Raw genomic sequence first — 26,604 nt, 5'->3', positions numbered from 1 at the left:
ACCGCAACCGGAGGGCGCCCTCAGGGGCGAAGCTCGTAGGCCCTGACCAACCGCCGGACAGAGGGGAAAGTCGCAGTGATCGCCCGTGCAACACGCCAGCAGAACCGCACGATCCTCCTGGTCACGCACCACTTTGCACCCGAGACAGGGGCGCCGCAGCGGCGCTGGGGCGCCCTCGCCAGTCACCTCGTGCCGGCCGGTTTTCCAGTGACCGTGCTGACGCCCCCGCCACACTACCCCTCGGGAAAGATCACTCAACCTTCACCGGAGGTCAGACCGGGCTCGGTGACGACGGGAAGCCACGGCGAGAAGATCCTGCGGGTGAACTTTCGCGAGCACTCGCACAAGCTCGGCTCGCGCGTCGCGGACCAGCTTGTTGCCGCCGCCAGCTCGGTGCTGCGCGGTGTGGGCCCCGCCGCCGGCCGCCCCGCCGTCGTCATCGCTACCGTTCCCGGCATCCCGAGCGTCGCCGCCGGCTGGGCGCTTGCCCGCTGGCACAGGGCCGCCCTGGTCGTGGAGATGCGTGACGCCTGGCCCGACCTCATCGAGCCCAGCGGAATCCTGCTGCGCCGGGGCCGTTCGGGCGGCCTGCGCCGCCGCCTGCGCGACCTCGCAGCCCGCCTGGTGCACCGCGCCGTCACGCGGCTGCAGGCCAGGGCCGACCTCGTGGTCACCACCACCGCCGCCTTCGCCGAGGTGCTGCGCTCGCGCGGCGTCCGCAACGTCGCGGTGGTGCGCAACGGGACCGCGTTCACGCCGGTCCGCGAGCACGCGCCGATCCACCTGGCGGGCCGCCCGCTGCGCATCGTCTACGCGGGCACCGTCGGCCGGTCGCAGGGCCTGGACGTCACGGTCCGCGCCGCCGCCCTGGTCCAGGAGCGCGGGCACGCGGTAGAGGTACGCATAGTGGGCCACGGCAACGAGCTGGAACCGCTCCGCCTCCTGGCCGCCGAGCTCGGCGCGCCGGTCCGGGTGGAGCCGTCCGTGCCGTCCACCCAGGTCCGCGACCTGTACACGTGGGCCGACACCGTCATCGTCTCCCTGAAGGACTGGGAGCCGTTCGAGTGGACGGTGCCGTCCAAGCTGTACGAGGTCATGGCCTCGGGCGTCGTCGCCTCGACCTGCCTCGCGGGCGAGGCGGCCAGCCTGGTCACGGCGACCGGCGCGGGCGCCGTCGTCCGCCCCGGCGACGTCGAGGGCCTCGCCGACCTGTGGTGCGGCTGGCTGTCCGACGGCGTGGTGCCCGCCGCCTCGCCTGACGCCAGCGCCTGGGTCGCGGAGCACGCGAGCGACGAGGTGCTCGGCAACCGGTACACCGAGCTGCTCGACGAGCTGCTCCCCCACCCGCTGCTGGACGACGCCGAGCGAGGGGCACGGTTCTGATGGCACGGCCCTTGCGGCGTGCCGGCGAGCTGGCGCGCAATCTTCGCTACACCGCGTCCTTCGTGGCCCGGACCGTCGTCGACGACCCGCTGTGGCTCGCCGTGCAGGCCGCCAGGCGGGCGCCCGAGCGGCTGCGGCGGCCGCTGGTGAGCGCCCTCGGCGTCGCGCCCGCGCCGTCCGCGCCCCACGCACTCGGTCGACTCCTGGCGGGCGACACCGCGGGCGCGGGCGACGAGGCTGAGCTGCTGCTCGCTCGGCGCGACGGGCGCGGGCTGCGGGTCGCCGCCGAGGTCGCCGTCACGGTGGGCCGGCCCGAGCTGCTCGACGGCGTCACCGCGGCCGGTCCCGCGCGCTACCGCGCCGCCTGGCTGCTGGGCGACGTCGAGTCGATCGGACCGGACGCGCCGGCCGGGCTGCGCGCCCAGGTGTCCGAGCTGCGGCCGGAGTCGCCGCGCGCGGACGCCGGGGCTCGACCCGCGGTCGGGGCGGCCGTCGTCGAGCCCACCGTCGACCTGGACCACCCTGGAACCGTCACCGTCCTGCACCACCTCACCAACTCGCTGCCCCACACCCAGAGCGGCTACACCCTGCGCTCGCACGCCATCCTGGCCGCGCAGCGTGCCCACGGGCTCACGGCGTCCGCCACGACGCGGCCCGGCTACCCGCTGACGATCGGGTCGCTCGGTGCGCGCGGCACGGACGTAGTGGACGGCGTCCCGTATCGCCGGCTGGTCCCGGACCGTGCGCCGGCCGACCCCGCCCGCCGGGCCGCGCTGGAGATCAACCTGCTGGTCGAGGCCGCGCAGGACGCGCGAGCGGACGTGCTGCACACCACTACGCCGTCGTCCGTCGGGACGCTGGGCCGCGCGGCGGCGCGGCGGCTCGGGATCCCCTGGGTCTACGAGGTGCGTGGCCTGCCCGAGGAGACCTGGGTGGCCGCACACGGCACGACGGCGGCGCGCGACCGGGCGTCGTCGTCCCGTCGCCGGGACCTGATGCGCGCGAAGGAGACCGAGCTCGCGCTCACCGCCGACGCCGTGGTGACGCTCAGCGGCACCATGCGCGACGCGCTGGTCGCCCGGGGGGTGCCCGAGCGGCACATCACCGTTGTACCCAATGCCGTGCCGGACGCCCTGCTCGCCGCGCACCACCCGACGCCGGAGGCGGCGCGGGCGAGCCTCGGCCTGCCCGCGGGGCCGGCGATCGGCACGGTGAGCAGCCTGGTCGACTATGAGGGCCTGGAGACCGTGGTCCGCACGGTCGCGGCGCTCCGCGCCCGCGGGCACGACGTCACGGGCCTGCTCGTGGGCGACGGCGTCTCGCGGCCCGGGCTGGCGCGCCTCGCGCGCGAGCTCGGCGTCGCCGACCACGTGCTGCTCCCCGGGCGCGTGCCGCCCGATGTGGCGCTGACCTGGCTGGCCGCGCTCGACGTCGTGCTGGTGCCCCGGTGCGACCACGAGGTCACCCGGCTGGTCACGCCTCTCAAGCCCGTCGAGGCGATGGCGGTGGGGCGCCCGGTGGTCGCGAGCGCCCTGCCCGCGCTCGTCGAGGCGGTCGGCGGCGCGGGGCTGCACGTCGACGCCGACGACCTGCCGGGCTGGGCCGACACGGTCGGTGCCCTGCTGGCCGACGACGCACGACGCGCCGAGCTGGTCGAGCGCGGCCGCGCGGTGGCCGCCGAGCGGACCTGGGCACGCAACGCCGAGACCTATCTGGGCGTCTACCGGACGTGTCTGGGGGTGCCGCATGAGCTCGGGGCCTGAGACCAGCTCGTACGCGGCGCTGTTCGACGCGTCGCCGACGACCACAAAGCTGGTGACGCTCGGCAACCTGTCCCGGGTGGGGGCCCGGCCCCCGCTGGGGCAATACGTGCGACTGCTGTGGGCCCGCCGGCACTTCCTGTGGGCGGACGCGCGGGCGAAGGTCACGAGCGGCACGCGGCAGAGCCTGCTGGGCAACGCTTGGATGGTGCTGAACCCGCTGCTCAACGGGCTCGCGTACTACCTGATCTTCGGCCTGCTGATGCGGAGCTCGCGGGGCATCGACAACTTCATCGGCTACCTGCTGATCGGCGTGTTCCTGTTCCAGTTCACCACCCAGTCGATCAACGGTGGTGCGCGCTCCGTGCAGTCCGGCAAGAACCTGATCCGGGCCTTCACGTTCCCGCGCGCGGCGCTGCCGATCTCCGTGGTGCTGCGCAACGTGCTCAACCTGGGTCCCACGCTGGTGACCCTGGCCGCGCTGATCTACTTTGTGCCCCCGGCGGAGGAGTACACCTGGCGCATCGCGCTGGTGGCCGCCGCCCTGGCGCTCCAGGTCATGTTCACCACTGGACTGTCGCTGCTGGTGGCCCGGTGGGCGGCGGCGCTGCCGGACGTCACGAACCTCATCGGCATGGTGATGCGCATCTGGCTGTACGGGTCGGCGGTGTTCTTCTCGTTCGACCGGCTGCTGGTCGACTACCCCGACCTGAAGTTCTGGCTCGAGGCGAACCCGATGTTCATCGTGCTGGACATCGTGCGCGACTGCGTGCTGTACGCGACCACCCCCGACCCGGTGCGCTGGGTATGGCTCGGCGGCTGGGCGGTGGGCACGCTGGTGATCGGGTTCGTCGCCTTCTGGCGGGCGGAGGAGAGCTATGGCCGCTGACCTCGACTACCCGATGCCGCCGCAGCCCCTCGGCCGGGGCGGCCCCGCGTCCATGCCGCTGCCGGTCCAGCACCCTGTGCCGGTCCAGCACCCGGTCACGGGAGCGATCCCGATGTCGGTGCAGGCTCCGCCGCACACGGGCCAGATCGCCGCCGTGGACCCGCGGTCCGGCGGCACTCCGGTGCTGTGGCCCACCGTGGCCGTGCAGGGCCTGCGGATGTTCTACCGGACGCCGACGACGGGCACTGCGGGCGGCCGCCGCGCCAAGGTGAAGCGCGCGGCGCTCAACCTTGTCGGCCAGGAGCCCAAGGTGACGGTGCGCGCGCTGACGGACATCTCGTTCGTCGCGAACTCCGGCGAGCAGATCGGTCTCGTGGGCCAGAACGGCTCCGGCAAGAGCACGCTCCTGCGGCTCATCGCCGGGCTGGAGAAGCCCACCAAGGGTCAGGTGCTGGCGGAGAGCACACCCGTGCTCATCGGCGTGAACGCCGCCCTGGTCCCCGACCTGCCCGGCGAGGAGAACGTGCGCCTCGGCTGCCTGGCCATGGGCCTGTCCCCCGCCGAGGCGAAGGCCGCAATGCCCGACGTCATCGAGCTGGCCGGCCTGGGCAAGTCGATCTACCTGCCCATGCGGACCTACTCCTCCGGCATGGCGGCGCGCCTGCGCTTCGCCATCGCCACCGCCGCGCGCCCGCACATCCTGCTCATCGACGAGGCCCTCGCCACCGGCGACGCGGCGTTCAAGGAGCGCAGTGAGGCCCGCATGGAGCGGCTGCGCAAGGAGGCCGGCACGGTGTTCCTGGTCAGCCATGCGGCACAGACCATCGAGGAGTCCTGCACGCGTGCCATCTGGCTGCACCACGGCCGTCTGGTGCTCGACGGCGAGGCGCAGGACGTCGCCGTCCGCTACCGCAAGTGGGCGTGGGCCGTGGCGAAGGACAAGCCCGACGACGCCCGACAGGTCCTCGAGGAGGCGTTCGTCGAACGGCGGGAGACCCAGGTGCGGTTCGATGCGCCCGAGCCGCCCAAGGGGCGGGTCCGCGAGCGGCACGCCCGGCCCACCGGCCGCGACGCCAGGCAGGCCAGGGTGGCGGCGGCACGGACCGCAGCCCTGCTGGCCGGGACGGACGACCCGTGACCCGCCCCCGCCCCCTCGTCATGACGATCTACGGGACCCGTCCCGAAGCCATCAAGGTCGCGCCCGTCGTCGCGGCCCTTGCGGCCGACGACCGGTTCGACTCGGTGACCGTCGTCACCGGTCAGCACCGGGAGATGCTCGACCAGGTCAACGGCGTCTTCGACATCGTGCCCGACCACGACCTCGACATCATGAGCAGCGGTCAGACGCTCGCCCAGATCTTCGCGCGGGTCGTGACCCGGCTCGACCCGATCCTGGAGGCCCGCCGGCCCGACGCCGTCATCGTGCAGGGCGACACGTCGACCTCGACGGCCGCCGCGCTGACGGCGTTCTACCGGAAGATCCCCGTGATCCACCTTGAGGCGGGCCTGCGCAGCCACGACATCGCGTCGCCGTTCCCGGAGGAGGCGAACCGCAGGATCACCTCCCAGATCGCCGCCCTGCACCTCGCGCCGACCCTGCGGAGCCTGGCCAACCTCGTGGCCGAGGGGGCACGGCTCGAAGACATAGTCGTGACCGGGAACACCGTCATCGACGCGCTGTACCTGGCCGTGGAACGCCGCACGCCGTTCACGGAGCCTGCCGTGGCGCGCGCCACGGCGTCCGACCGCCGGATCGTGCTGGTCACCATCCACCGCCGGGAGAGCTGGGGCGACGCCATGGCGGGCGTGGGCCGCGCCCTGGCGCGGATCGCCCGCCGGTTCCCCGACGTCGAGATCGTCCTGCCGGTGCACCGCAACCCAGTGGTGCGCGACGCCGTGCTGCCGCACCTCGACGGCCTGACGAACGTGACGGTGACCGAACCGCTCGGCTACGGCGAGTTCACGCACCTGCTGTCGCTGTCCACGCTGGTCCTCACCGATTCCGGCGGGCTCCAGGAGGAGGCGCCCAGCCTCGGCAAGCCGGTGCTCGTGATGCGGGACAACACCGAGCGCCCGGAGGCGGTCGAGGCCGGCACGGCCCGCCTGATCGGCACCGCCGAGGAGCGGGTGGTGGCCGAGGTGACCCGGCTGCTGACCGACGACGCCGCTTACGCGGCCATGGCGCAGGCCGTCAACCCGTACGGTGACGGGCGGAGCGCGCGCCGCGTGCTCGACGCAACCCTGCAGCTGCTCACGCCGGCGCTGCCAGCCGGGTTGTCTGCGTTCCTGCCGGACTTCGACATGGACGGCGAGCTGACAGTCTTCGCCGCAGAGGATGGGGTATGAGCAAGACCAGGGTCTTCATCTACGGATCGTGCGTGTCCCGGGACACGTTCGAGCATCTTGATCCGGAGCGGTTCGAGCTTGTCGCGTACGTGGCGCGCCAGTCGGCCCTGAGCGCGTACACGCGCCCGGTCGAGCTCATGCCGCCGCCGACGCTCGAGTCACAGTTCCAGCAGCGCATGGTCTCGGGCGACTTCGCCTCCAGCCTGCGGCCGCAGATCGCCGCGGCGGCGACCGGCACCGACCTGGTGCTGGTCGACCTCGTCGACGAACGCCTGGGCGCGTACCTGCTGCCGGACGGGTCGGTGATCACCCGCTCGATCGAGCTCATCCAGTCCGGTTCCGAGCAGTACCTGCCCCAGGGTGCCCAGCACCTCGCGTTCGGCACCCAGCAGCACTTCGAGTACTGGCAGACGGCGATCGGCTACATCGGCGAACGCCTGAGGCACTACCTGCCGCAGGCCACCGTGGTGCTGCTGGACATCCCCTGGGCCGAGTGGTCGGAGACCGGCGAGCAGACGCCGGACTCGTTCGGGGTGCCGGCACGGGACGCGAACGTGGTGTTCCAGTCGTACGCGCAGGTCGCTGCGCAGGCGCTGGGCGGGCAGGTGATCACGCTGGACCCGTCCGAGGTGACGTCCAGCCCCACCCATCCGTGGGGGGACGCGCCGTTCCACTACGCCGAGCACGTGTACCTGAACATCGTCAAGAGGCTGACGGGCACCGAGGGACGGGTGATCTGGGGGGCGGGTGCGACCCGGACGACCACCGCGGACCTGCCGGCCCAGGCCGCCCCGGTCCAGGCCGCGCCGGAGCGGGTCGCCCCGGAGCGGGTCGCCGTCCGGGAGCGAGCGGCCGGCGCCGCGCAGGCTGCGCCCACCGCGCCGGGCGGCGCCGCGCAGGCCGCCGCCGCGCCGCTGCGGCGGCTGGAGGGCGGGCCGAACTTCCTCATCGCGGGCACCCAGCGGGGTGGGACGCTGTGGCTGCAGCACCAGCTCAACCATCATCCGCACCTCCATGTGGCCAAGGACTCGACGCCGTTCTTCAGCCAGCCCGGCCGGATCACCAACGACGACGAGATCCTCAAGTTCCTCAAGCCCTACACGAGCGGCACCAAGCCGCTGCGGGGCCACCGCTCACCGGGGTACTTCCTCGTGGCCGACCCGAAGAGCAAGTTCTCGACGCCGCGAAAGCAGGACACGGCCGCCGCGATCCGCGACATGCTGGATCCGAACGCCCCCGTGCTGCTCAGCCTGCGCAACCCCGTCGAACGGGCGATCTCGGCCTACTGGCGGCACTTCTCGGACGCCGACATCGAGCTGGGCGCCGGGATCTTCCAGACCCCGACCCGGCTGGGCATCGTCGACCGCGGTTTCTACCGTCGGCACTACGAGGGCTGGGCCCGCACGCTCGGCCCGGAGCGGTTGCACGTGCTCGTCTTCGACGATCTCGTCGACCGCCCGCGCCAGTACCTCCAGGAGGCGCTCGGCGCCCTGCGGGTCAACGACGCACCGGAGTTCTGGGCGGCCCTCAAGCCCCGGGTCAAGGTGGGGCACGTGGGCTGGCTCCCGCAGTTCAAGAAGCAGAGCCCCATCACCGCCCAGGAGATCGCGGCGCTCCATGCGCTCTACGCCGACGACATCCGGTTCATGGAGGAGCTGCTCGGCCGCAAGCTGCCGAAGTGGCACAACGTCGGACGTCTGATCAAGCAGTACACCGCCGAGGGAAAGTAGACCCGTGCACGACTCACCCACGGCGCACGACCCTCTCGGTTGCGTCTTCATCGTCACCTATGGACGATCCGGCTCGACGCTGCTCCAGGGGATCCTCAACTCGATCCCCGGCTACGTGATCCGCGGCGAGAACGGCGATTCCTTGTACAGCCTGTTCGCGTACTTCAACACGCTCGACAAGGCGCACCGCGAGCACACTGACCCGAACAAGAAGGCTCCGGACACACCGTCGCACCCCTGGTTCGGTATTCATCAGTTCTCGGACGCGACGACTCTCGCGCTGTTGCGGTCGCTCGTGCTGGCATCGCTGCTGCAGCCCCCGGCAGGAACCCGGGTGACCGGGTTCAAGGAGATCCGGTGGGTGCACTCCAACTGGCGGGCCTACGCCGACTTCCTGATCCGCCTCTTCCCCCGGGCACGGTTCGTCATCAATACCCGCGACCACGCCGACGTGCTGGCGAGCAAGTGGTGGAAGGACCGCGAGAACGGCGCCGCCATCCTCGACCGCGCAGAGGTCCAGTTCGCCGAGCTGGAGGCCGCCTACCCGAAGCGCACCCACCGGGTGCACTACAACGACTACACCGCCGACCCCAGCTCGCTGATTAGCCTGTTCAAGTGGCTCGGCGAACCGTTCGACAAGGATCGTGTCAACGATGTCCTCAATCACAAGCACTCCTACTGAGCGCACAGCGGTCGCGCCCGACGCGTGGATCGCCGGTAACTCGCACCTCATCTCCATGGTCATGGCCATGGAGAACGCAGACTTCGCCACGCGCGCGAGCTCTGCGGAGGGCAGCGAGGAGAAGCGCTGGACCGTCGACGGCACCACGCTTGCCTTCGCCCGGTTCGGCAGCGGACAGATCGAGACCGACGTCTTCAGCAAGGTCGTCGACGGCAAGGTGACGCTCATCAACCCGACCTATAGAAAACAGTTTCGCCGGTCCTCGGGAACGCCTTTTGTCTCCCCGGAGCGCCTCTGGGGCTTCTGCAACATCAACAACAACTCGCGGATCTTCCGCCGGCCGATGTGGCAGAAGCACGCCCCCACGCACCTGGCGCACCCCGGAGCGAGCCCGGTCTCCTACGACGTCGTGCGGGCCATCGTGGAGCGTGACCACCACGGCGTCCGGGTCTTCTTCAAGCAGCTCCAGCAGGTCGGAGTGGAGTTCTTCGCCATCTCCGCGCCCGGTCCTCGGCGCGACCACCCTGCGGCTCGTACCCAGTACGGTCGTGACCTCGCGCTCTACATCGATGCCCTCTCCAGGGAGCTCTGGCACGAGTGGCTGGACGGGCGCGGCATCGCCGTGATCGAGCCGCCCGCACAGACGATCGACGACGACGGCTTCCTGCGGGAGGACCTGTACCACGTCCGGGCCACGGACCCCCCGGACGTGTCGCACGGAAACGCGGTTTACGGCCACCTGGTCGTCGCTGAGGTCACCCAGCACGTGAACACCGCCCGAAAGGCAGTCTGACCAGTGCACCCGTACCAGGATCTCCCCAGCCGCGCGTTCTGGAAGCAGGCGGTGGCCCAGCGCAACGCCATGGAGCTTGCGGACGTGTACGTCCCGCGCTTCGAGATCTCCAGGTCGACCCGGATCACCGCCGCCGGAAGCTGCTTCGCACAGCACATCGGCAAGCAGTTCAAGCAGCGGGGCTACCGGTTCATCGATGTCGAACCGGCCCCTGTCGCACTGCCCGAGGAAGCACACAGCAAGTTCGGCTACGGGATCTACTCCGCCCGCTACGGCAACATCTACAGCGCTCGGCAGCTGGTGCAGACCTTTGCCCGCGCCCGCGGGGAGCGCACCCCGGCGGACGAGTACTGGACGGACGGCGAACGCTTCTACGACCCGTACCGCCCGTCGATCGAGCCGCGGGGGTTCGCCAGCCTCGACGAGCTTCGCATCCACCGCGACGCCCACCTGCGTGCGGTCGACTCCATGCTCGCCCAGACCGACCTGTTCGTCTTCACGTTCGGCCTCACGGAGGCGTGGGAGAACACCGGGGACGGCAGCGTCTACCCCACCTGCCCCGGCACGGTGCACGGCCGGTTCGACGCCGACCAGCACCGCTTCGTGAACTTCCGGTACGGCGAGGTGCTGGCGGACTTCAAGGAGTTCGTCCAGTACGCCAGGTCGGTGAACCCGGCGATGCGCTTCCTCGTCACGGTGTCGCCGGTGCCGCTCACGGCCACCGCCTCGGGACACCATGTCCTCTCCGCGACCATCGCGTCGAAGTCGATCCTGCGGGCGGTATGCAGCGAGCTCTATGACACCTACGACTTCCTGGACTACTTCCCTTCGTACGAGCTTGTCTCGTCGCACCCCATGCGGGCACTCGGCTACGAGCCCAACCTCAGGTCGGTCTCGACCGCCGGCGTCGCGCAGGTCATGGACGTGTTCTTCACCGCCCACGGCGAGGCTGTCTCCGGGGCGGCGCCCCAGGTCGCCGCCCCGGCGGCGGCACCTGCCTCACCTGCGGCGGAGCCGTCGGCGGACGACGTCGTGTGCGACGAGATGATCCTGGAGATGTTCGGACGATGACTGTCGAGCCTGTCCCGGCCGGTGCTCGTCTGCTGCACATCGGCCTGCCGAAGACCGGCTCGACGGCGCTGCAGTACGCGGCTTCGCGGCTCAAGAAGAGGCTCCGCAAGGAAGGTGTCATCTATCCGGGAAGAGGCGAGAACCACCACAAGGCGACCTCGTGGCTCGCCGGGCTGAAGGTCGGATACCTGCCCGACCCGACGCCCCAGGAACAGTGGTGGACAAACCTCGAGCGCGAGCTCGACCGGCACGAGTCCCGGCGCGCGCTGATCTCCTTCGAGATGATCTGTACGACGAACCTGGACGGGGCGCGCCGGACGGTCGACGCGCTCGGGGACCGCGGACGCGTTCCGGTGCACGTCACGCTGGTCCTGCGTAACTTCGGCACGTTCGTGCCGTCCTACTGGCAGGAGAGCCTCAAGCGGGGAAATACCGAGTCTCTCGACACGTATCTCCGCCGGGTGCTCAAGGACCCGGCCAGCGTGGAGGCGTCCGGCGCCTTTCACCGACGTGACGGCTACGGTCTCCTCGAACGATGGTCCGCCGCGGTGGGCCCCGAGAACATCACTGTCATCGTGCTCGACAAGGCACACCCCACGCGCCTGCTCGACACCTTCGAGTCCATGCTCGGGCTCCCCGACGGACTGCTGCGGTCAGAGCCGCCGGTGGGAGCCGGCGCGAACCGCGGCATGTCCGCCGCGGAAGCGGCACTCGTCCACCGGCTCAACGAGCAGATCATCGGCAAGTGGCACGCCTCGCCGCTCGAACACCGGAACCTCGTGCACAACGGCGTCGTCAAGCGCCTGCTGGCCAGCCGCGAGCCCGCAGAGTCCGAGGGCAAGCTGCGGATCCCTGGCTGGGCCGCCGAGTCCTGCGTCGAGGCCGGGCGGATACTCGCCGACAGCGTCCGTTCGGCGGGGGTCCGAGTCGTCGGAGACCTGACGGAGCTCGAGCGTCAGGTGCCCGCCGCCGAGGAGGAGCCGCTCACGGACCCCGACGTCGTCCCCCTCGACTTCGCGGTGCAGGCGCTGCTCGGTATGTTCGCCCGCTCGACCGGCTGGACCGCCGACCACACGAAGCCGCTGGTGGGGCGACCGGAGACGCAGCAGACGGGCCAGTGATCAGCTCAGCCGCTGCGCCCCCTCGTAGACGCCGATGACAGCCTGCAGAGCGAGGTCGCTCGGGATCCGGTCCGACCCGCCGGCCTGAGCCGGTACCGGAACGGGGCCTGCGGTCCGCGCGCCGAGGATCCGCCGGACGGCCGACGAGTGCAGCTGGCGCACGGCGGCGGCGTCAAGATCTCCAGCGCCCGCCAGGTACTCGCCGAGGGCGTCGAGAAGCTCGGCCTCGACGGCGCTCAGCCCGCGGTCTCCGGCGCGTTCCGCGTCGTGCGGCGTGGGGGTCACCGCTCCTGCCCCGCGGAGCCGGGCGACCCGTCGGGCCAGGCCGCGGGCCGCGACCAGGGCAAGGTCGCTCGGCACCTCCTCCGGAAAGGGCGCCGGGTCACCGACCGGGCCCGCGGCGGCGAGGTCGGAGAGGTCACCGACAACCCGGACCCCAGCGGACTCGATCTGCTCGGCGATCCGCATCGCGGCGGTCGCTGCACCCCTCGTGACCCATTCCGGTACCCGCAGCGAGGGCTCGTCCGCTCGCCGGGGGCGTTGCGCGATCACGGCATTGACCGCGCCACCGTGAAAGAGTCCACGCCGAGCGCGGGCCCCGGTCTCCTGGAAGATCCGCTCCGCGGCCTGCCTGAAGAACTCCGTCTCGACCGCGCTCATGCTCGAGTTGGCGCTGACCCGCTCCAGCGTCCCGCGGCGGAGCGCGAGCAGGTCCTCGAAGACCCGGAAGATATGGTCGCGGTCGGTGGGATCCAGTACGACGACGGTCATGTTCTCGGGGCCGAACGCGTCCGCCCAGCGTCCGACGAGGTTGGTGCCGTCGCTCTCGTCGAAGACGTCCCCGCCGGGCATGTGCAGCCTGGGCAGGTCGCGGAAGGCCTTCTCCAGCCAGGCTTCGAGGGGCTCGAACTCGCCGTTCTTGACTCGCTGCTGCCACATGGACAGGAGCATCCCGGGCAGCGGCCGGAGCGTCAGCACCACGTGGGTCGGCATCGAGAACGCCTCCCGGACCGGCACGACGTCGCGAGCGCCGGCGGTCGAGAAGGCCTCGCTGCTCACCAGCGCGTAGTCGCGCTCGTTGTTCACGAGCTGCTTCAGGATGCCCGTCGCCCAGTGGGCGGGTGCGGGCTCGGCGAGCCAGGGTTCCTTGCGGTAGCCGAGCAGCGCCCGCGCGAACCGGCGGTGGTTCTCGTACCGGCCCGGGTACGTCACGCCGCCTTCGCGGAGCCGCCCGCGCGATACGGCCGCCGACTGCTGGAGCGACGTCGTACCGGTCTTGGGCGCGCCGATGTGGAGCACCGTGGTGCCGCGGGGCAGCGCACCGACCTCGGTCACGGTGGCATCAGGCGTGCGATCTTCCGCGGTCATCTCGGCAGCAGCTCCGCGAAGTCCACGGCCATGTCGTGCATCGTGTACGACGCCGCGAACTGCTCGGCGGCCCGGGCCCGCGCGCCGCCCTGCCGGTCCAGCCCGCGCTCGACGGCGTCGGCCAGCGCGTCCACGCGCGACGTGGCGTCGACGTCGAAGAACTCCACCCACGGCTCGTCGCCGTACTCCGCGAGCAGGTGCGGCTCACCCGGGACCACGCAGGGGACGCCGAGGGTGGCGGCCAGCAGCATGCTCCCCGAGTTCAGGATCCGCGTGTACGGCAGGGCGAACAGGTCGCAGGCCGAGGCCCAGGTGACCACCTCGTCGTCGGTGAGCTGTCCGTGGCGCCGGTGCACCGTGACGTTTCCCGGCATCGCCCCCTCGATCTCCGCCATCGCGTCCGCAGTGGTGCCGCCGGCCAGCAGCATCGAGACGCGGGGATTTCGTTCGGCGAGCCGGCCCGCCGCCGTCAGGAGGTCGCCGAGCCCCTTGTACGGGCGGATGCCGCCCACTATCCCGACCACCAGGTCGCCGGGCGGGATGGTGCCGATCCGGCGCCGCGCGGCCCGGCGCCCTGGCGACGGCTCGTAGACGCCCCAGTAGCTCGCGTGCCGCACCCGGCGCACCTTCTCGGCCGGGAGCTCGTAGTACTCGGACACCACGTTCCGCGTCTGCGCGTTGAGGATGACGATCCGCGACGCCCGGCGGGCGAGCACCTTCGCGAGCTCGACCTCCTCGGCGTGGTACGCGGAGTCGTGGGAGAGGGTGTTGTGCACGGTCCAGAACACGTTCACCCCGCGGGCCCGGGCGTCGGCCAGCGCGCCGTCGAGCCGCGCGATGCGCGCCCGGAACTCCGCCGCGTCCTTCACTCGCTCGGCGACGGGGCTCGTCCAGTGGATGTGCATGATGTCGCCGGCCTCTAGCACCGCGAGCTCCTTGAGCAGCTCGTGGTAACGCCACTTCCCGTCGACGCGCCAGCCGCGCGAGCGGGCCTCCATGTAGAGCATGTTCAGGTACGGGTTGGTGGTCCAGTAGGGGAAGACGCTGATCCTCGCCACGTCAGCGCTCCTGTTCCTGGGCGCCGGCAAAGGTCAGCCGCCTGGCCGGTGCCGGTTCGGACGCGAGCCGGGGCAGGGCCTCGGACCAGGTCAGCTCGGTCGTGTGGACGCTCCCGTCGTCGTACTCGACCGAGACCAGGCACTGCGCGGCCTCCACCGCACCCCACGTGACCGGCAGGACGACGTCGAGGTCGAGCTGCGCGGTCCCGACGGGCAGCACGTGCTGCGGCACGCTGACCTGCTCACCGAGCGCCTCGTTCCTGATCCGTACCTCGGCGATCGGGGTCTGCGTGTCGGCCAGCAGGAGCGCGAGGCTCAGCACCGTCCCCCGCGGACGCGGCACCGCGGCGTACGCCACGGCGCGCAGCCCGTCCCGGACCCGCCGGGCGGCCTGCTCGATCCGCGCGACGGAGAACGTGCGCACCGCCGCGTCGAGGCTGCGCAGCTCGGTCGGCAACGACTCCGGCGCGACCTCGGCGTAGTGCCACTGCCGCAGCTCTGCCAGCTCGGCCGCGCCGGTGTCGCCGTCGTCGTTGATGAAGGCCCGCAGGAGCCGCAGGTACTCGATCCGCGCGCGGTCGACCGACCCGGCATGCGAGCTCTCCATGGCCGCGAACCAGGCCCGGTCCCGGTCGTCAGCGCTCTCGGGTCCGCGCCGCGCGGCTGCCCAGAGCGCTGCGTCGCCCGATGACCACAGCTCCCAGGGGAACGCCTCGAGCAGCGCGTCCGCGTCGAACTCGGGGGCGGGCTGGCCTCCGAGCACGAGCGCCTCCTCGACCGTCCCGGCGATCGGCTCGAACGCCCGGCCCGTGCCGGCGAGGTAGTCGCGGTACTTGAACGGGTGCTCGTGCAGGGACCGCACAAAACGCGCCGGGATCCCGAGCGCCTCCGCGACGATGACGGCGTGCAGCGACGTGCTGATCACAAACCGGCTGGACGCGATCTGCAGGAGCACCGAGTCCACGTGGTCCTGCGGGTCGAGGGTCTCCAGCTCGTACTTGCCAGGCCGCCGAGGAGACGTCGCCCTTGTCGTTGAAGTTGGGCACAAAGAGCACGTCCCGCACCGGAGCCCGGCCGAACCGGAGCAGCTCGGGCATGACGTCGGCCAGCAGCAGCACCGGATCGCCGTAGACCTCCGGCACGTCGAAGCCCTGCCCGGACAGGAAGCGCCGGGTCAGCGGCCCCCGGACGGCGCGGAACCCGACGTCGTCCGGGATGTCCTTGGTCGCCGCCAGCAGCTTGCCGTTCACCCCGGAGCCCCACACGACGGATCGCTCCGGCGCGAGGTGGAGGATCGACCCGACCGACACGAGTGCCGGTCCGTCGGCCGCGACCTCGCCGGTGGCGGAGCCGACCAGGCGCGACACGATGGCCGGGCCCAGGACGTCGCCGAAGTTCGCCACCGACGCGCCCGAACGGATCGGGTTCCAGTGCACCACCGGCACCCCGGCGATCCGCGTGCTGGTCCGGTCGGCCCGAAGCGCGTCGGCCGCACCGGCGTCCGGCTGGATGATCAGGTCGTTCAGCTCAGGCATTGTCTCTCCGGGACGCGTTCTGCAGGGCAGCCTTCTGGCGGATCTTGCGGGCGCGCAGGATGCGCCACTCGACGGCGCGATAGACGCGCAGCTGCTTGGCGCGGCGGCCGACCCGGACGCTGCGCCAGCGGACCGCCGTCGCGACCCGTGCCGGTCCGGAAGCAAAGGTGCGCAGCCCGAGCTCCTGGTCACCCGCGATCCGCATGGGCCGGACCACGCTCAGCGACGAGGTACGGCCCGGCCACTGGATGCGGACCGGCAGCTCGAGCTCGCCGAACGCATCCTCGACGACCACTCGAAGCCGCCAGTCGTAACCGGGCTCCAGGGCCGCGAGATCCGCGTCGACGAACCAGCCCGCCTCGGTCACCGATACCTGGCCGAAGAGCCGCTGCCGGTGCACGTCCCGCCGCTTGCCCTCGGAGCCGAGCGCCTCCAGCCGGAGCACCCGCACCCCCGGGCGAACCGGCCCGTCGCCCCTCAGGTGCAGCACCCGGCCCCGCAGCCCCGCGACGGTGGCGGCGAACTTCGGCCGGTACTTGTAAGGGTTGCGCTGGGCCTCGCGCCAGACGTCCTTCACCTCGCCGTGCAGCAGCGCCTCCGCGACGCGCACCTCTCGCGTCGCCGGGGCGGCCGTCGACCGCAGCGGAACCACGGGATCGACCCTGCTCGCGAACACCATCAGCCGCTCGGCGAGCTCGTCGTCCCAGGCATGGGCGGCGTCGATGAACGGGCGCATGACCTCGTCCCGCCAGATCCGCCCGACCAGGCGCCGGTCGATCCCGTTGGCCATGGCGGTCGAGAGGGCCTCGGCGAGCGCCGAGATCGTGTCCGGCGCACCAGCGGGTCGCTTGCCGACCTCGCGTTCCCAGACGATCCGCGCCAGGTCGAGGTGACCGTGCGCGGCCAGGTGGAAGACCAGAGCGCGCCGCGCGCCGATCCGCTCCAGCGCGTCGAAGGGCGCCATCAGGACGAGTCCGGCCACGGCGTCCGACACCGCGGCACGGTCCTCCTTGCCGAGATCGTCCAGCCCGTCCCGCAGCAGCTTCCCGAGCGTCGCCCAGGCGTCGGAGCCGAGCGCCGCGTGCCAGTACTCGCGGGCGAGCATGCTCCTGTCGTCGTCCGCCACCAGCACCGCACAGAGACGTTCCTGCACGAAGTAGCCGATCAGCGACCGCACGTCGCCGAGGCGCGCCGTCATCGAGCTCCCACCGGGGCGCGCGCGGTAGTGATAGACCACCTCGGGCGTCACGGCGATGCTCTGCGCGAACAGCATCGCGGCGGTCATGGGGAGCATGTCGTTGCCACGGGGTGTGGTCGGGAAGTGCAGCTTGTGCTCGGCCCAGAACTCCCGGCGGATGAGCCTGTTCCAGCACGTCCGGTTCCGGATCAGGCGGGGGTTGAGGTCGAGGGTCGTCCGCTCGAGCCGGCGGTCCAGCCCGTACATCCCGGGGTCGCTCCAGGTCGTCGAGGTCCAGACCCGCTGGAAGCCGCCCACGGTCACGTCGGCCCCGCTGTGCTCCGCCAGGTCCAGCAGCGAGCGGTAGGCGTGGCGCGGCACGAGGTCGTCGCCGTCGCAGAAGATGACGTACCGGCCGGCGGCCAGCTCGAGCCCGGCGTTCCTGGCCTGCGCGCCTCCGCTGCCGGGGTTGCGCACCGCTACCACCCGGGTGTCCCGGCGCGCCCAGTCGAGGACCTTCTCCCAGGTGCCGTCCGTCGAGTGATCGTCCACGACGATCAGCTCGAGGTCACCCATCGTCTGCGCCAGCACGGAACCGATGCACGCGTCGATCCACGGGCCGACGTCGAACGTGGGCAGGACCACCGAGATCATCGGCCCCGCGTTTGCCGTTGGAGCCCCGTGCGCCGCCGGAGCCGGGCTCGGGGTCTCGGGCTCGGTCCGGCCCAGCAGCTCCAGGGCCGCCGTAACGGTCGCCGGCTGCACCCTGCGCAGGGTCGCGGCGTCGCTCGCCTCCAGCAGCTCCGCCACGAAGGACGCGACGGTCGCACGCGTCTCGCCATCGGCCACGCTCAACGGCTTGATCCGGGAGGCGACCTCGTAGCGCAGCACCTTCTCCACGAAGAGCTGGACCGCTTCCGGCACGTCCGCGCCCTTGAGCACACGCAGAGCTTCCCGGACCTGGACCGCCCACTCCAGGATGGTCCGGGTCGAGGCGAGCCCGGTGGTGATGGACCCCGGCCGGCGTCGGTACAGATACAGGCACTGGGGCACGACGTCGAAGGCCGCCGCGCTGGCATAGGCACGCATCGACGGCACGACGTCCTCGCACTTGGTGGCCTCGGGCCACCGGATGTCCTGGTGCACCAGGAACTCGCGTCGGAACACCTTGGTCCAGGCGGTGTGGTCGTAGACCAGCTCCGGGAAGTCGGCCAGGGTCACGCCCTCCGCGCCCGTGTCGTACACGGCCGGCCGCGTGGTCCAGTACCGGTGTCTGCCCGACGACGTGCCGAACTCGTCCGCGTAGGCGGTAGCGAAGTCCGAGCCGGACCGCTCGAGCGAGGCGACCAGCGCCGCGTACGCCCCCGGCGCGACGATGTCGTCGCTGTCCGGGAAGGTCACGTACGTTCCCCGCGCGTGGCCGAGGCCGATGTTGCGCGCGGCGCCCAGCCCCACGTTGACGGGATTCTCCACCACGCGGACCTCGTCGTACGCAGCCGCGAACTCCCGCGCGATGACTACCGAACGGTCTGGCGACCCGTCGACGACGACGATGATCTCCTGCGGGACGCCCTGGCCGAGGATGCTGTTCAAGCAGTCGTCGAGGTATCTCTCCACCCCGTAGACCGGCACCACTACCGACAGGAGCGGTGTCTGCTCGACCCGTGCTCCGGGAGTCCCCATCAAGTTCCCCTGCTTCCCCTCGTGTTCCAGCTCGTGTTCCAGGCGGCCTCTGGCCGCGTCCTCGTCAGGCACGCTGGGCCGACGTCATCCCGCGCGTATCGATCAGCTGCTGGGCCACGAGCTCCCGCACCAGGCTGCGGAACGCCGTGTGGTCCACCAGCAGCACCTGGACATCTCCCCGATCGAGCGCCTCGGCGGCATCGACCAGCCGCACGTTGCCGAACCCGGCGAGCTGGTCCGGGAGCGCCCGCACGTGCGGCTCCACCACGAGCACCTCCGCGTGCGGGAACGTCACCGCCAGCTCCCGCACGATCTCGACCGCCGGTGATTCGCGCAGGTCGTCGATGTTCGGCTTGAACGCCAGGCCGTAGGCGGCGATCACCGGCGACACCGACCCGGCCACGGCGTCGAGCACCTTGTGCAGCACCCAACGGGGCTTGGCGTCGTTCACCTCGCGCGCCGTCCGGATGAGGCGCGCCTCCTCGGGTGCGGCGTCGACGATGAACCACGGGTCCACCGCTATGCAGTGCCCGCCCACGCCCGGGCCGGGCTGCAGGATGTTCACACGCGGGTGGCGGTTCGCCAGGCGGATGAGCTCCCACACGTCGATGCCGATCCGGTCGGCGATCATGGAGAGCTCGTTGGCGAACGCGATGTTGACGTCGCGGAACGAGTTCTCCACGAGCTTCGCCGTCTCGGCGGTGACGGAGTCGGTGAGCAGGATCTCGCCCTGGCAGAACACCTGGTACAGGTCGCGGGCCCGCTCGGCGGCCTCCGGCGTCAGGCCGCCGACTATCCGGTCGTTGGTCACCAGCTCGACCATGACCTGCCCGGGCAGCACCCGTTCCGGGCAGTGCGCCACGTGGATCACCGGCTTGTCGTCGGCGCCGTCGAGGCTCAGGTCGGGCCGCTCGTCGAGGATCCAGGCGGCCATCTTCCGGGTCGCGCCGGGAGGCGACGTCGACTCGAGGATGACGAGCTCCCCGCCGGCCAGCTTCGGCGCGAGCGCCCTGGCGGCAGCCTCGATGTAGCTCAGGTCGGGCTCGTGCTCGGCCTCGATCGGCGTCGGAACGGCGACGATGAACGCGTCGGCCGGCTCGGGCGACGCAGCCGCCCGGAGCCGCCCGGCGGAGACCGCGCCCTTGACGTACCCGGCGAGGTCCGGCTCCACAAAGGGCACCTCGCCGCGGTTCACGGCGTCCACGGTGTCGAGGTTGATGTCGATGCCGAGCACGCTGAGACCGCTGTCCGCGAGGATCGCGGCCGTGGGGAGCCCGATGTAGCCCAGGCCGATCACGGCGACCGTGCTGATTCCCATGTGCGCCTCAGAACATGACGTGCGCAGCCGCACGTCCGTAGATCTTGACCGTGCCGCTCGCGAGCAGCTCGGCATCTGACACGTCCCAGGAGTGCCGCACCCCGGCGGCACCACGCACCTGGACGAAGTTGAATCGGTCGGCCGAGTACACGACCCCGCCGGCCGCCACGACGTCCGCCAGGAACCTCGTGTCCTCGCCGCGCGACACCGCGGAGAACCGCACATCTGAGGCCAACGCCCGGCGCGCGACAATCGTTGGGCCCATGACCCGGTCGGTGTACCGGTGCTCGCGGTCGGCGAACCTGAGCATCGTCAGGTCCTGGCCGGCGAGGTACATGTAGTGCGCCTGCTTGCCCACCACGTCGGCGCCCGAGTAGGCCAGCGCGTAGAGCTGGTCGGACAGGTACTGCGGGCCGTACAGGTCGTCGTCGTCGATCTTGGCGACCACGTCGCCGTCCGCGGCGTCGAGCAGGAGGTTGAGGCAGTCGCCCAGCGGGACCTCCGCCCCGGCGGAGCGCAGGACCAGGTCCTGGACGCCCGCATCCTTCGCGCGCGCCTCGATGTCGGCCGCGTCGGGCTCGAACCCGTGCGTCAGCAGCGCGACCTGCAGGTCCACGCCGTCCTGCGCGCCGAGCTGCCCGAGCACGTGGTCAAGCTGGTGCGGCCGGTTGGTCGAGACCAGGGCCGTCACGGTCGGTCGCGGGACCGCCGGGGACTCGGCCAGGCCCACCGAGTGCAACACCTTCCGCGCACGGGCCGAGTAGGTGTGCTCACGCCAGATGCGGCGCTGCCCCTTGTGCACCGCACGATCGCGCAGCTCCGGGGACCGCACCAGCGCCCGCACGGTGGCGGCCGCCGAGTCCCGGTCGGCGACCACAAAGACCTCGTCGGCCGGGAAGTACTCCCCCACGGCGGCGCTCGGCGTGGAGACGACCGGCGTGCCGCTCGCGGTGATCTCGAAGATCCGCCGCGCGCACATGCTCGGGGAGTCCACCACCGAGTTCACGTTCAGGAAGACCCGGTAGTCGCGGTACGCGGTGAGCATCCGGTCGTAGTCGAGCGACCCGACCACCCGCTGGTCCAGCGGCGGCGGGAACTGGTACTTCTCGTCCGCGCCGCGGAACCGGGAGAAGATCTCGAGGCCGTGCTCCATCCTCGCCGACGCATCGAGCGCGCCGCCGAGCAGCAGGTCCATCTGCGCGCGCCGCTCCGGGTACTTGTGCGCGAAGTACATCCCGGCGAACGCCACGTCGCGGTGCGGACCCTCGCCGTGGAGCCGTACCGGGTTGTGGATCGCCGGCTGCGCCGCGAACTCGAGCACACCCACACGGTCGTGGCCGAGCGCCTCGACGTAGGCCGGCACCCGGCCCACGTCGGTCGTGTACACGCGGTCGAACAGCCGGGCCGAGTCGAGGAAGTCCTCGAAGTGGACCGGGTCCTCCTTGTTCCAGAAGACCGTCGGCACCCCCGCGGCGCGGCACGCCTCGACGAGCTGCACAAGGGCGGGGCGGGGCGCCGTCGGGCCGGTGAGGTGGTACTGCCACCCGTCGCGATTGCCGTGCCACGCCGACTCGACGAACAGCAGGTCCAGCCCCGCGTCCACGTCTGCGCGCCAGCTCGTCGGCGACAGCAGGACCTGGTCCCACTCGGGGGCGAACGCCATCCGGGAGAAGTCGTCGAGGATCACACCGACGCGCAGGGCGCGTCGCCCGGCAGGGTCGTCCGCCGACGCCGACGCCGGGAGCGCCGGCCACGGGTCGAACGTCAGGCCCTGGCGCGTGACGCGGGCCGTTCCCGGCCGCGGGGCTAGCCCCGCGCGTTCCCGGCGCAGGTGCGTCCGGAGCTGGTCCACACCGCCGTGCCGGATGTGCCAGAGGGCTCGGCGTAGCGCACGCACCCGGCCCTCGACACGGTCGATCACGTAGCTATGTCCCCTGGTCAGAAGTTAGATCGCCCCCCGACCTTCCGTGGAACAGTCCAATTTCGGGGGCCCGAGATGCGTCATCGGTCGGCCCATGGTACTGGCTGGGAGCCGCCTGAAATAGCAAAGTGGGCGAAAAGCGGCCAATCCAACAAACAATTAACAATACCAATTCAATCGGAATAGCCGACTACTCCGGTCAAGCCCCGGGTAGCCTCGCACCTTGATGACCCCCACCGACGACGAACGGCCGCGCCGCCGCCTGATCCTCGGCCGCCGGCAGCTGCTGCTCGTGAGCGGCCTCGCCGTCGCCGGTGCCGGTATCGGCGTCGCGGCTCTGCGCCAGAACGCGCCCGACACCCCGAGCCCGGACGACGAGACCACTCCGGCTACCCCGTACGCCCGCCTGCGCAGCCGCTGGTACACCCAGCTCACCGGCGGCGGCGTAGACCTGTCGGTGCCCGAGATCGCCCGAGCGGTCGAGAACGTCGAAACCGCAGCCCGGAACGCCCTGGCCGACATGGCTCCGCGCGGAGACCGAACGAGTGTCTGGCCGGACCTCCCGCTAGACGGCGCGGGGCGCGCACGCGCCGTGTCGCTGCGCCACACGGCGGACCGCCTCGGTTCCATCGCGCTGGCCTACGGGACGGTCGGGGCCACGCTGCATCACGATCCCGACGTGCTGACCAGCCTCGTCGACGGTCTCGACGTCCTCCACGAGCGTTATGCCGACCCCGCGACCGCACAGGGTGAGCCCTGGTTCGACCGGGAGATCAGCGTCCCGCTCTCACTGACCTCCATCTGCCTGCTGCTGCGTGACGAGCTGGCGGACGACGGTCTTGAGCGGTACCTGGCGCCCGTCGACTCGTTCACACCGGAGCCTTCGATGACGGGAGCCAACCTGGTCTGGACGTCTCGGGTAGTTGCCGAGCGCGCCATCCTCCTGGATGACGGCGCCAAGCTGGACGCCGCCCGGGCAGGTCTGCAGCGCGCGCTCCACACCGTGACGTCAGGCGACGGCATCTACTCCGACGGCTCGTTCGTCCAGCACCGGCGCCATCCGTACACCGGTGGCTACGGGGTCGCGTTCCTCGGCAGCTCGGTCCGGCTCGTCGAGCTGCTGCAGGGTTCCTCCTGGCAGGCCGACGACGCGCAGCTCGACCTGCTCGTGGACTTCGCGATCGACGGCGTGGCGCCGTGGCTGCACAAGGGGGCTCTGCTCAGTCCGGTGCGCGGCCGCGAGATCTCCCGCCTGGCCACCGACCACAATGCCGGCCAGATCGCGATGAGCGCGCTCCTCACGCTCGCCGAGCTGGCCCCGCCGGAACGACGCGACGTCCTGGCGGGTGTCACGCGCCACGCGATCGAGCAGGACACGCTCACCCCGTTCCTCGGCACGGACAACGTGCCCGCCGTCGCTGCCGCCCATCGCCTGCTGGGCTCCGACGTACCGGCCGCGCCCCCCGCAGAGGGGACCAGGGTGTACGCAGCGATGGATCGGGTGGTGCACCGGCGCCCGGGCTTCACGTTCGCGATCGCCATGTCGTCCTCCCGGATCGCCACCTACGAGGCGATCAACGGCGAGAACCAGCACGGTTGGTGGACCGGCAGCGGCGCGACATACCTGTACGACGACGACCTCGCCCAGTTCGACGACGGCTTCTGGCCCACGGTGGACGCCACTCGCATCCCTGGCACGACGGTGCCCACAGGCGCTCCTCCGGACGGGAGCAACGCAGACGTGCTCGGCCCGGGGGCGCTGGCCGGCGGCGTCTCGCTCGGTCAGGCGGGGCTCGCCACCATGGCGTTCCGCACTCCCGTCCGCGCACCCGACACCGTGACGGGCCGGAAGTCCTGGTTCCTGCTCGGGGACGAGATAGTGGCGCTCGGCGCGGGTATCACGGGGCCGGCCGGCAGCGCCGTCGAGACCGTCGTCGAGAACCGCAAGCTCTCCGCGGACGCAACCCAGCCGTTCGTCGTCGACGGGACCGACCTCGGGACCGGGCCGATGGCCAGGTCCTTCGATCACCCGGGCTGGGCGCACCTGACGGGGCCCGTCGAAGGGTCCGACATCGGCTACGTCTTCCTGGCGGACGCACGCGTCTCAGCGTCGCGGGAGTCGCGGACCGGGCGGTGGTCCGACATCAACCACAGCCCGGCCTTCGACTTCGCCGACGAGATCCAGCACGACTACCTGGCGCTCCGCATCGACCACGGGCGCGGGCCGCGGGGCGATCGATACGCCTACGTCCTGCTGCCCGGCGCGTCACCCGAGACCGTCCGCGACTACGCGGCGAACCCGCCCGTGACGGTCCTTTCCAACACACCCGGGCTGCAGGCCGTCCGCCGGGGAGACACGGTCGGGGCCAGCTTCTGGTCCACCGAGGAGCAGTCGGTCGCCGGCATCACGGCCCGCACCAGGGTCTCGGTGCTGGCCGTGCGGGACGGAAGCAGGCTCTCGGTGGCGATCAGCGACCCGAGCCAGACCGTGCGGGGCACGGTCCGGATCGGGCTCGACGACCGCATCGGTCAGGTGGTCAGTGCGGACCCGCGGATCCAGGTCGAGCCTGGCGACGCGGGCTCGACGCTACGCGTCGACCTGTCGGACGCGCGCGGGCAGACCTTCGCCACGGTCCTCGAGACCGCCTGACCGGTGCCTGCACGACGGCGGTAGTGCGCGACGGCGCTACTGCACCACGGCCGGCAGCCGGTCGATGCCCTCCGGTGTGGCGGCCAGGAAGTCCGGCACCTCGTCGGCGGCCACGGCCTCCATGAGCGGGTCGAACACCGCACGGTCCAGCACGACTATCGACTGCCCGTCCGCGCTGCGACCCGTGCCCGAGTAGGGGGCAGTCATGAAGGCGATGTCGCCCGTCGAGATCTCCCGGGAGCTGAGCACCAGGTCCTGCATCTTGTCGATGGTCAGGCCCTCGTCGACCGATACGGACCTGGTGAGGGCCCCGAGGAAGCGGGACATCTTCACCACGTCGGTCCGGTCCTCGGTGACCTGCACGGCGATGGCCCGCATCCAGGCCTGCTGCCGCTGCACACGACCGAAGTCGCCGTTCGCCAGGTTGTACCGCTCGCGCGTGAACTCGAGCGCCTCCTCGCCGGTCATCCTCTGCTCCACGGAGCCGCCGGCGCCGTCGGGCACGGTGATCTCGACCCCACCGAGGGTGTCGGTGAGCGTCGTGAAGGACTCGAAGTCGGCCACCGCGAAGTGGTCGATGCGTACCCCCGTCAGGTTCTCGACCGTCTCGATCATGAGGCTGGGGCCGCCGTAGGAGAACGCCGCGTTGACCTTCGCCTCGCCGTAGCCCGGAATGGGCACCCAGGAGTCGCGCGGGATGGAGATCGCCGCCGCGGACTGCCGGTCGGCGGACAGGTGCAGCAGCAGGATCGCGTCGGTGCGCTGGGCACCGAACTCCCACGCCTCGGGGTCGCCGGCCGAGATCCGGCTGTCGGAACCGAGCATCAGGATGTTCACCGGCGCGTCGGGACCCGCCGCGGGCGGCGGGGTGGGCCGCGTCGCGGGATCGATGCCGGCGAACGGGTCCTCGATGCGCTCGATGTTCTCGTCGAGCGACGTCCGGTACCCGAGAAGGGCCATGGCACCGCTGGCTGCGACGAGCACCAGAGCGCCGGCGATCACCGCGGCGACAAAGCCCCTGGGGCGACGGCGCGCGGGCCTCTCAGACGGCGCGATCGGCGGCGCGGACTCGGCGGCGGGTGCGGTGAGCAGGTCACCGTGACGATCTGGTTCATGCATAGGTATTGGGTACAGCCGGGATGCTCCCGAAGCACTACTTTCGGGCGAAGTTCACCCCATTGTTCGCCCGATCCACCCGTTGCTCTGCCATGTCGGGCGCCGCTCGACCGTGAGACGATCCGGCCCATGCGCGGAATCATTCTGGCCGGCGGCTCCGGCACCCGCCTGCACCCGATCACCCAGGGCATCAGCAAGCAGCTTGTCCCGGTCTACGACAAGCCGATGATCTACTACCCGCTCTCGACGCTGATCCTGGCCGGGATCCGGGACGTCCTGGTCATCACTACACCGCACGACGCCGAGCAGTTCCAGCGGTTGCTGGGCGACGGCAGCCAGTTCGGCATATCGATCAGCTACACAACACAGCCGTCCCCGGACGGCCTCGCCCAGGCGTTTGTGCTCGGCGCCGAGTTCATCGGCGACGACTCCGTGGCCCTCGTGCTGGGCGACAACATCTTCTACGGCCCCGGCCTGGGCACGCAGCTGACCCGGTTCGCAGGCCTCGACGGGGGCGCGATCTTCGCCTACCGCGTCGCCGACCCGACCGCGTACGGCGTGGTCGAGTTCGACGAGCACGGCACGGTCCTGTCGCTGGAGGAAAAGCCCGCGCGGCCCCGGTCGAACTTCGCCGTACCCGGGCTGTACTTCTACGACAACTCAGTCGTCGCCATCGCCGACGAGCTCAAGCCCTCGGCACGCGGCGAGTACGAGATCACCGACGTCAACGCCGAGTACCTGCAGCAGGGGCGGCTCAAGGTCGAGGTGCTCCCCCGCGGCACCGCATGGCTCGACACCGGAACCTTCGACTCGCTGCTCGAGGCCTCCGACTACGTGCGCACCATCGAGCGCCGGCAGGGCATGAAGATCGGCGCCCCGGAGGAGGTCGCCTGGCGTCGCGGCTTCCTGTCCGACGACGGCCTGCGGGACCGCGCGGAGAAGCTCACGAAGTCCGGCTACGGCACCTACCTGCTGAGCCTCCTGGACGAGTAGCGACGGCGGC

At 71.3% G+C, this 26,604-nt stretch carries 19 protein-coding genes; 12 read left to right on the top strand and 7 right to left on the bottom strand.

Annotated elements, in window-relative coordinates; genetic code table 11:
• Positions 1-75 precede the first annotated feature (75 nt).
• Genes AB1046_RS22380 through AB1046_RS22335 form a run of 10 tightly spaced genes read left to right on the top strand, consistent with a single transcriptional unit; the run spans position 76 to position 11,775 of the window.
• Entirely contained in the window at positions 76-1,383 is a 1,308-nt protein-coding gene (locus AB1046_RS22380) for a glycosyltransferase family 4 protein (protein ID WP_369371484.1), read from the top strand.
• On the top strand, positions 1,383-3,146 hold the full coding sequence (locus AB1046_RS22375; RefSeq protein ID WP_369371483.1) for a glycosyltransferase: 1,764 nt from the start codon (positions 1,383-1,385) through the stop codon (positions 3,144-3,146). The genes AB1046_RS22380 and AB1046_RS22375 overlap by 1 nt, the downstream gene beginning before the upstream one ends.
• Positions 3,130-4,032, top strand: a complete 903-nt coding sequence (locus AB1046_RS22370; protein ID WP_369371482.1) for an ABC transporter permease — start codon at positions 3,130-3,132, stop codon at positions 4,030-4,032. Before AB1046_RS22375 ends, AB1046_RS22370 begins: the two co-directional genes overlap by 17 nt.
• Complete coding sequence (locus AB1046_RS22365; RefSeq protein WP_369371481.1) at positions 4,022-5,170, top strand: ABC transporter ATP-binding protein; 1,149 nt, start codon at positions 4,022-4,024, stop codon at positions 5,168-5,170. The genes AB1046_RS22370 and AB1046_RS22365 overlap by 11 nt, the downstream gene beginning before the upstream one ends.
• A 20-nt stretch (positions 5,171-5,190) precedes the next feature.
• Complete coding sequence (wecB, locus tag AB1046_RS22360) at positions 5,191-6,378, top strand: non-hydrolyzing UDP-N-acetylglucosamine 2-epimerase (protein WP_369375809.1); 1,188 nt, start codon at positions 5,191-5,193, stop codon at positions 6,376-6,378.
• Positions 6,375-8,108: a DUF6270 domain-containing protein gene (locus AB1046_RS22355; protein ID WP_369371480.1), complete on the top strand. Its 1,734-nt coding sequence runs from the start codon at positions 6,375-6,377 to the stop codon at positions 8,106-8,108. The genes wecB and AB1046_RS22355 overlap by 4 nt, the downstream gene beginning before the upstream one ends.
• A 4-nt stretch (positions 8,109-8,112) precedes the next feature.
• Positions 8,113-8,790: a sulfotransferase gene (locus AB1046_RS22350; protein ID WP_369371479.1), complete on the top strand. Its 678-nt coding sequence runs from the start codon at positions 8,113-8,115 to the stop codon at positions 8,788-8,790.
• Positions 8,762-9,583: a hypothetical protein gene (locus tag AB1046_RS22345; protein WP_369371478.1), complete on the top strand. Its 822-nt coding sequence runs from the start codon at positions 8,762-8,764 to the stop codon at positions 9,581-9,583. The genes AB1046_RS22350 and AB1046_RS22345 overlap by 29 nt, the downstream gene beginning before the upstream one ends.
• A gap of 51 nt (positions 9,584-9,634) precedes the next feature.
• Positions 9,635-10,654 carry a GSCFA domain-containing protein gene (locus tag AB1046_RS22340; RefSeq protein ID WP_369371477.1) on the top strand — a complete coding sequence of 340 codons (1,020 nt, stop codon included), beginning with the start codon at positions 9,635-9,637 and terminating at the stop codon, positions 10,652-10,654.
• A complete protein-coding gene (locus AB1046_RS22335) occupies positions 10,651-11,775 on the top strand; it encodes a hypothetical protein (protein ID WP_369371476.1) in 1,125 nt (374 codons plus the stop codon). The genes AB1046_RS22340 and AB1046_RS22335 overlap by 4 nt, the downstream gene beginning before the upstream one ends.
• Here the strand turns inward: AB1046_RS22335 and AB1046_RS22330 are convergent, their stop codons facing one another.
• The 6 genes from AB1046_RS22330 to AB1046_RS22305 all read right to left on the bottom strand — a co-directional run bounded on the left by AB1046_RS22330 (position 11,776) and on the right by AB1046_RS22305 (position 21,835).
• Positions 11,776-13,143: a hypothetical protein gene (locus AB1046_RS22330; protein WP_369371475.1), complete on the bottom strand. Its 1,368-nt coding sequence runs from the start codon at positions 13,141-13,143 to the stop codon at positions 11,776-11,778. It lies immediately after the preceding gene.
• Positions 13,140-14,201, bottom strand: a complete 1,062-nt coding sequence (locus tag AB1046_RS22325; RefSeq protein ID WP_369371474.1) for a glycosyltransferase — start codon at positions 14,199-14,201, stop codon at positions 13,140-13,142. Before AB1046_RS22325 ends, AB1046_RS22330 begins: the two co-directional genes overlap by 4 nt.
• 1 nt (position 14,202) lies before the next feature.
• Entirely contained in the window at positions 14,203-15,249 is a 1,047-nt protein-coding gene (locus tag AB1046_RS22320) for a polysaccharide pyruvyl transferase family protein (protein WP_369371473.1), read from the bottom strand.
• 479 nt (positions 15,250-15,728) lie between these two features.
• Positions 15,729-18,596 carry a glycosyltransferase family 2 protein gene (locus AB1046_RS22315; protein WP_369371472.1) on the bottom strand — a complete coding sequence of 956 codons (2,868 nt, stop codon included), beginning with the start codon at positions 18,594-18,596 and terminating at the stop codon, positions 15,729-15,731.
• 64 nt (positions 18,597-18,660) lie between these two features.
• The gene (wecC, locus tag AB1046_RS22310) at positions 18,661-19,914 is read right to left on the bottom strand and encodes a UDP-N-acetyl-D-mannosamine dehydrogenase (protein ID WP_369371471.1); all 1,254 of its coding nucleotides are present in this window, start codon (positions 19,912-19,914) and stop codon (positions 18,661-18,663) included.
• A gap of 7 nt (positions 19,915-19,921) precedes the next feature.
• Positions 19,922-21,835 (bottom strand): glycosyltransferase, encoded by a 1,914-nt coding sequence (locus AB1046_RS22305; protein ID WP_369371470.1) that lies wholly within the window; start codon positions 21,833-21,835, stop codon positions 19,922-19,924.
• Positions 21,836-22,061: 226 nt separating this feature from the next.
• On the opposite strand from AB1046_RS22305, the gene AB1046_RS22300 reads away from it, so the two are divergent.
• On the top strand, positions 22,062-24,485 hold the full coding sequence (locus AB1046_RS22300; protein WP_369371469.1) for a polysaccharide lyase 8 family protein: 2,424 nt from the start codon (positions 22,062-22,064) through the stop codon (positions 24,483-24,485).
• 36 nt (positions 24,486-24,521) lie between these two features.
• On the opposite strand, the gene AB1046_RS22295 is transcribed toward AB1046_RS22300, so the two are convergent.
• On the bottom strand, positions 24,522-25,604 hold the full coding sequence (locus AB1046_RS22295) for an LCP family protein (protein ID WP_369371468.1): 1,083 nt from the start codon (positions 25,602-25,604) through the stop codon (positions 24,522-24,524).
• A 126-nt stretch (positions 25,605-25,730) separates the two neighbouring features.
• Here AB1046_RS22295 and rfbA point away from each other — a divergent pair, with 126 nt between their 5' ends.
• Positions 25,731-26,594 carry a glucose-1-phosphate thymidylyltransferase RfbA gene (rfbA, locus tag AB1046_RS22290; RefSeq protein WP_369371467.1) on the top strand — a complete coding sequence of 288 codons (864 nt, stop codon included), beginning with the start codon at positions 25,731-25,733 and terminating at the stop codon, positions 26,592-26,594.
• Positions 26,595-26,604: the final 10 nt, after the last annotated feature.

Source organism: Promicromonospora sp. Populi, from assembly GCF_041081105.1.
Lineage (GTDB): Bacteria > Actinomycetota > Actinomycetes > Actinomycetales > Cellulomonadaceae > Promicromonospora.
Note: the sequence above shows the minus strand (reverse complement) of the source record. Positions and strands in the feature narration are given on the sequence as shown.

Coding starts and splice junctions, on each gene's coding strand:
- AB1046_RS22375 (WP_369371483.1), top strand. CDS start 1,383: ATGGCACGGCCCTTGCGGCGTGCCGGCGAGCTGGCGCGCAATCTTCGC.
- AB1046_RS22370 (WP_369371482.1), top strand. CDS start 3,130: ATGAGCTCGGGGCCTGAGACCAGCTCGTACGCGGCGCTGTTCGACGCG.
- AB1046_RS22365 (WP_369371481.1), top strand. CDS start 4,022: ATGGCCGCTGACCTCGACTACCCGATGCCGCCGCAGCCCCTCGGCCGG.
- wecB (WP_369375809.1), top strand. CDS start 5,191: ATGACGATCTACGGGACCCGTCCCGAAGCCATCAAGGTCGCGCCCGTC.
- AB1046_RS22355 (WP_369371480.1), top strand. CDS start 6,375: ATGAGCAAGACCAGGGTCTTCATCTACGGATCGTGCGTGTCCCGGGAC.
- AB1046_RS22345 (WP_369371478.1), top strand. CDS start 8,762: ATGTCCTCAATCACAAGCACTCCTACTGAGCGCACAGCGGTCGCGCCC.
- AB1046_RS22335 (WP_369371476.1), top strand. CDS start 10,651: ATGACTGTCGAGCCTGTCCCGGCCGGTGCTCGTCTGCTGCACATCGGC.
- AB1046_RS22330 (WP_369371475.1), bottom strand. CDS start 13,143: ATGACCGCGGAAGATCGCACGCCTGATGCCACCGTGACCGAGGTCGGT.
- AB1046_RS22315 (WP_369371472.1), bottom strand. CDS start 18,596: ATGGGGACTCCCGGAGCACGGGTCGAGCAGACACCGCTCCTGTCGGTA.
- wecC (WP_369371471.1), bottom strand. CDS start 19,914: ATGGGAATCAGCACGGTCGCCGTGATCGGCCTGGGCTACATCGGGCTC.
- AB1046_RS22300 (WP_369371469.1), top strand. CDS start 22,062: ATGACCCCCACCGACGACGAACGGCCGCGCCGCCGCCTGATCCTCGGC.
- AB1046_RS22295 (WP_369371468.1), bottom strand. CDS start 25,604: ATGCATGAACCAGATCGTCACGGTGACCTGCTCACCGCACCCGCCGCC.
- rfbA (WP_369371467.1), top strand. CDS start 25,731: ATGCGCGGAATCATTCTGGCCGGCGGCTCCGGCACCCGCCTGCACCCG.